Raw genomic sequence first — 5,083 nt, 5'->3', positions numbered from 1 at the left:
CGCCCCCGCCCGCAGGACCGGAAGTAGCGAATCGCCTCCATGTCAGGACACTTCGAACCGCTCCCCGGCGGCGGCGCGACCGTCGCCCTCGACGACGTCGAGATCTCCATCATCCGGTCCCTCGCCGTCCAGCTCATGGAGCTGATCGGCCCCGGCCCGGCCGCGGAGGCCTCCGGCGACCCGCTCGCCGAACTTTTCGCCGAGGGCCCGAGCGAACCGCCCGCCGACCCCGTGCTGCGCCGGCTCTTCCCGGACGCCTACGGCGGCCCGGGGGAGCCCGCCTCGGCCGAGGACGACGAGGAGCGGCGCGCGCACTCCGCGGAGTTCCGCCGCTTCACCGAGAACGACCTGCGGGCCGGCAAGCGCGAGAACGCCCTCGCGGTGATCCGCTCCCTGGACGGACTCACCGGGGACGGCGGGGGAGGGGCGGTCCTCGAACTCTCCGCCGAGGAGTCCCGGAAGTGGCTCGGCGCGCTCAACGACCTGCGCCTGGCGATCGGGTCCCGGCTGGAGATCGGCGACGAGGACGACACCGACCTCCTCTTCCGCCTCCCGGACGAGGACCCGCGCAAGCCCATGGTGATGGCGTACCTGTGGCTCGGCGGCCTCCAGGAGACCCTCGTCTCGACCTTGACGCCGTAAGCCCCGCCCGGCCCCCGCCGGGCTCTCGCACGTCCGCGCCGGCCCCGCGTGCGGCGGCCCGCGCCGGGCTCTCGCCCGCCCGCGCCGGACCCCTGTGCGACGCCCCTCACCGGGCCCTCGCCCGGGGGCCCGCGCCTCCGCGCCGGCCTCCCGCGCCTTCGCGCCGGCCTCCCGCCCGGCGGCCCGCGCCGGCCTTCCGCGTGTCCCCGCCGGGCTCCCGCCCGGCGGCCCGGAGGGTCCCGCCCGGACGGCGGCGCGGCCGCCTCCTCCATGCCGTACATCCGGACATCCGGTGGGAATGTCCGGACAATTCCGGTGAGGTGTTCGCTCAGAGGACACTCAAATCCGCGTGACGATCCTGTGGCCGCGCCCGCCGCCTATGGGCTTCTCGGTCACCCTTTGGCCCCTTCTCCCCGTGACGTGCGTCACTTCCGGGCCGGTCGGTCACTCCGGCGGCCGTGATAGATCTGCACGACCGCCCGGCGGACACCACCCTTGTACCCGCCGGGTGCGCCACCGAGCCGGCGACCGCCGGCCAGGCACGAGCGGACACGCTCAGCTCCATCAGTCCGGGGGGATCGAGACCCGATCCGGGGCCGGCCAGCGGCCCGGATCGGCATGGAGAAAGGCGCGGCACACATGGCCTCACCGCAGGTCGACACGGAGTCCGTACCCGGAGAAGGGTACGAGCGCGGCCTCAACAGCCGTCAGGTCCAGATGATCGCGATCGGCGGCGCCATCGGCGTCGGCCTCTTCCTGGGGGCCGGGGCGAACATCGCCAAGGCGGGCCCCAGCCTGATCGTGATGTACGCCCTCGCCGGCGTGATCATCTTCTTCATCATGCGGGCGCTCGGCGAGCTCCTGCTCTACCGCCCGGTGTCGGGCTCCTTCGCCGAGTACTCGCGGGAGTTCCTCGGCCCGTTCTTCGGCTACTTCACCGGCTGGACGTACTGGCTGATGTGGATCGTCACCGGCATGGCCGAACTCACGGCCGCCGCGATCTACATCAACTACTGGTTCCCGCAGATCCCGCAGTGGGTCACCGCCCTGGTCTTCCTGGTCCTCCTCTTCGGGGCGAACCTGATCTCGGTCAAGCTGTTCGGCGAGATCGAGTTCTGGTTCTCGATGGTCAAGGTCACCGCCATCATCGGCATGATCGTGATCGGCCTGGGCGTCCTCACCTTCGGCTTCAGCGCCGCCGGCGACACCGCCACCGTCTCCAACCTCTGGGCCGTCGACGGCTTCTTCCCCAAGGGCATCGGCTCCTCCCTGATGACCCTCCAGGGCGTCATGTTCGCCTACCTCGCCGTCGAACTCGTCGGCGTCACGGCCGGTGAGTCCGAGAACCCGGAGAAGACCCTCCCCAAGGCGATCAACACCCTGCCCTGGCGCATCGCCCTGTTCTACGTCGGCGCCCTGACCGTCATCCTGTGCGTCGTCGAGTGGACCGAGTTCGCCGGCGGCGCCAGCCCCTTCGTGAAGGCGTTCGCCGTCATCGGCATCCCGGCCGGCGCCGGCATCGTCAACTTCGTCGTCCTGACCGCCGCCCTGTCCTCCTGCAACTCCGGGATGTACTCCACGGGCCGCATGCTGCGCACCCTCGCGGACAACGGCGAGGCCCCGGGCGTCTACCGGCGGCTGTCCTCCACCAAGACCCCGGCGCTCGGCATCGCCACCTCCGTGGTCTTCATGGGCATCGGCGTCGTCCTGAACTACGTCGTCCCGGAGAAGGCCTTCGGCTACGTCACCTCCATCGCCACCGCGGCCGGCATCTGGACGTGGCTGATGATCCTCGTCAGCCACGTCCTCTACCGCCGGCAGGTCGTCGCGGGAAGGCTCCCCGCCTCCTCCTTCCCCGCCCCGGGCGGCTCGCTGTGCTCCTACATCGCCATCGTGTTCCTGCTCTTCGTCACCGCCCTCATCGCGATCGACGCGGACGCGAGGATCTGCCTCTACGTGATGGCCGGCTGGGCCGCCGTCCTGGGGATCGGCTGGATGGTCCTCAAGGACCGCAACCCGCAGGTCGCCCGACGCCGTGAACCGGCCCTCCAAAAGGCCGACGACCGGGCGTGACCCACCGGGCGGACCCGGGGCGCACCGGCCCCGGGTCCGGCATGCGGACCGCCCCGTACCACGCCTCGGTACGGGGCGGCCCGCATGCTTATCCTGAGCCCCATGCTGACCATCACCCAGGAGCTGTACGACCGGATCGTCGCCCACGCGCGCGAGGACCACCCCGACGAGGCGTGCGGCGTGGTGGCGGGCCCGGCGGGCTCCGGCCGCCCCGAGCGCTTCATCCCCATGCTGAACGCGGCCCGCTCGCCCACGTTCTACGAGTTCGACTCGAAGGACCTGCTCAAGCTGTACCGCGAGATGGACGACAACGACGAGGAGCCGGTGATCGTCTACCACTCCCACACCGCGACCGAGGCCCGTCCCTCCCGCACCGACATCACCCTCGCGAGCGAGCCCGGCGCCCACTACGTCCTGGTCTCCACCGCCGACACCGACGGCCTCGGCGACTTCCAGTTCCGCTCGTTCCGGATCGTGGACGGCGAGGTCACCGAGGAGGAGGTCGAGGTCGTCGAGGCGTACTGAGCCGTCTCCGCCACCCTCCCGGCACCCCTCCGGCACCCGCCCGAGCGGCACCGGACCGGGCCCCGGGCCCGCCCCTTCCCACATGCCGGTCGTCCGTCTTCCGAGGTGTGAGACGAGACTCGGTTCCACCCGTGGGGAATCGATACGATGACCCCATGGTTCTCCATGACGTGAGCGACAGGACGCCGGGCAAGCTGCTCGTGGCGCGGCTGCACGTCGACCTGTGCCGGCTCGCCAGCGCCATCTGTTGACACCGAGCCTCCCGCCGTACGGCCCGTGAGCCCCGGCGGCCCCACCGCGCACACACCCCACGCACCGGCCGCGCCGCCGCGCGCCCACCGACCAGACGACCACACCGACAGGAGTCCCACGCCATGGCCATCGAGGTCCGGATCCCCACCATCCTCCGCCAGTACACCGACGGTCAGAAGGCGGTGGAGGGCACCGGGAACACCCTCACCGAGCTCTTCGCCGACCTCGAGACCCGGCACGCGGGCATCCGGGCCCGCCTCGTCGACGACACCAAGGGCGACCAGCTGCGCCGCTTCGTCAACGTCTACCTCAACGACGAGGACGTCCGCTTCCTCGACGGCATCGACACCAAGCTCGCCGACGGCGACAGCGTCACGATCCTGCCGGCCGTGGCCGGCGGCATGGCCTGATCGGCGATGCGCTACGACTCCCCCCTGGCCGCGGTGGGCAACACCCCGCTGGTGCGCCTGCCGCGGCTCTCGCCCTCCGCCGACGTCCGCGTCTGGGCGAAGCTCGAGGACCGCAACCCGACCGGCTCGATCAAGGACCGCCCGGCCCTGTTCATGATCGAACAGGCGGAGAAGGACGGCCGGCTGACCCCGGGCTGCACCATCCTGGAGCCGACGTCCGGCAACACCGGCATCTCCCTGGCCATGGCCGCCAAGCTCAAGGGCTACCGCATGGTGTGCGTGATGCCCGAGAACACCTCGCAGGAACGCCGCGACCTGCTCTCCATGTGGGGCGCGGAGATCATCTCCTCCCCGGCCGCCGGCGGCTCCAACACGGCCGTGCGGGTCGCCAAGGAGATCGGCGCCGAGCACCCGGACTGGGTGATGCTCTACCAGTACGGCAACCCGGACAACGCGGGCGCCCACTACGCGACCACCGGCCCGGAGATCCTCGCCGACCTGCCCTCGATCACGCACTTCGTGGCGGGCCTGGGCACCACCGGCACCCTCATGGGCGTCGGCCGCTACCTGCGCGAGCACAAGCCCGACGTGAAGATCGTCGCCGCCGAACCCCGCTACGACGACCTCGTCTACGGGCTGCGCAACCTCGACGAGGGCTTCGTCCCCGAGCTGTACGACGCCTCCGTCCTCACCACCCGGTTCTCGGTCGGCTCCGCCGACGCCGTCACCCGGACCCGCGAACTCCTCCAGCAGGAGGGCATCTTCGCCGGCGTCTCCACCGGGGCCGCCCTGCACGCCGCCCTCGGCGTCGCGAAGAAGGCGCTCAAGGCGGGGGAGAGCGCCGACGTCGTCTTCGTCGTCGCCGACGGCGGCTGGAAGTACCTGTCGACCGGCGTCTACACCGCCGCCACGACGGAGGAAGCCATCGACACGCTCCAGGGCCAGCTCTGGGCCTGACCCCCCGAGCGGTACGGACACGGGGACGGGACGCACCCCGAGCGGCACGGACACCGGGGCCGCACGAAGGGGCCGGAGATCCACTCCGGCCCCTTCGCCGTTCCACCGCCCACCGTCACCGGGCCAGCCGCCGGACCCGCTTCCACACCGCCGGGTCGACGGCCCCCACCCTGCGCCGGAACTCCCGCAGCGGGACCTCGCGCAGCTCGTCCGTCTCCAGGTAA

6 protein-coding genes and 1 pseudogene are annotated in these 5,083 nt (G+C 71.6%); 6 read left to right on the top strand and 1 reads right to left on the bottom strand.

Annotated elements, in window-relative coordinates:
• The first annotated feature begins 39 nt into the window (after positions 1-39).
• The 6 genes from AOK18_RS28655 (at position 40) to AOK18_RS28635 (ending at position 4,859) form a co-directional block, all read left to right on the top strand.
• On the top strand, positions 40-642 hold the full coding sequence (locus tag AOK18_RS28655) for a DUF2017 domain-containing protein (RefSeq protein ID WP_055696206.1): 603 nt from the start codon (positions 40-42) through the stop codon (positions 640-642).
• A gap of 639 nt (positions 643-1,281) precedes the next feature.
• Positions 1,282-2,715 (top strand): amino acid permease, encoded by a 1,434-nt coding sequence (locus AOK18_RS28650; RefSeq protein WP_055696205.1) that lies wholly within the window; start codon positions 1,282-1,284, stop codon positions 2,713-2,715.
• 102 nt (positions 2,716-2,817) lie between these two features.
• Complete coding sequence (locus AOK18_RS28645; RefSeq protein ID WP_055574289.1) at positions 2,818-3,240, top strand: M67 family metallopeptidase; 423 nt, start codon at positions 2,818-2,820, stop codon at positions 3,238-3,240.
• A 155-nt stretch (positions 3,241-3,395) separates the two neighbouring features.
• Complete coding sequence (locus tag AOK18_RS35260) at positions 3,396-3,491, top strand: putative leader peptide (RefSeq protein WP_324618299.1); 96 nt, start codon at positions 3,396-3,398, stop codon at positions 3,489-3,491.
• Between the two features lie 123 nt (positions 3,492-3,614).
• Positions 3,615-3,902, top strand: coding sequence for a MoaD/ThiS family protein (locus AOK18_RS28640; protein WP_055574288.1), 288 nt, complete (start codon positions 3,615-3,617; stop codon positions 3,900-3,902).
• 6 nt (positions 3,903-3,908) lie between these two features.
• Positions 3,909-4,859 (top strand): PLP-dependent cysteine synthase family protein, encoded by a 951-nt coding sequence (locus AOK18_RS28635; RefSeq protein ID WP_055574287.1) that lies wholly within the window; start codon positions 3,909-3,911, stop codon positions 4,857-4,859.
• A 115-nt stretch (positions 4,860-4,974) separates the two neighbouring features.
• Here the strand turns inward: AOK18_RS28635 and AOK18_RS34925 are convergent.
• Positions 4,975-5,083: pseudogene (locus AOK18_RS34925) on the bottom strand (type II toxin-antitoxin system PemK/MazF family toxin); the annotation flags it as partial.

It is taken from the genome of Streptomyces prasinopilosus (genome assembly GCF_001419695.1).
Lineage (GTDB): Bacteria > Actinomycetota > Actinomycetes > Streptomycetales > Streptomycetaceae > Streptomyces > Streptomyces prasinopilosus.
This window is presented reverse-complemented; position numbering and strand designations above follow the sequence as displayed.

What these genes read in the sequence shown, in the direction of transcription:
- AOK18_RS28655 (WP_055696206.1), top strand. Translation starts at nt 40, where the DNA reads ATGTCAGGACACTTCGAACCGCTCCCCGGCGGCGGCGCGACCGTCGCC.
- AOK18_RS28650 (WP_055696205.1), top strand. Translation starts at nt 1,282, where the DNA reads ATGGCCTCACCGCAGGTCGACACGGAGTCCGTACCCGGAGAAGGGTAC.
- AOK18_RS28645 (WP_055574289.1), top strand. Translation starts at nt 2,818, where the DNA reads ATGCTGACCATCACCCAGGAGCTGTACGACCGGATCGTCGCCCACGCG.
- AOK18_RS35260 (WP_324618299.1), top strand. Translation starts at nt 3,396, where the DNA reads ATGGTTCTCCATGACGTGAGCGACAGGACGCCGGGCAAGCTGCTCGTG.
- AOK18_RS28640 (WP_055574288.1), top strand. Translation starts at nt 3,615, where the DNA reads ATGGCCATCGAGGTCCGGATCCCCACCATCCTCCGCCAGTACACCGAC.
- AOK18_RS28635 (WP_055574287.1), top strand. Translation starts at nt 3,909, where the DNA reads ATGCGCTACGACTCCCCCCTGGCCGCGGTGGGCAACACCCCGCTGGTG.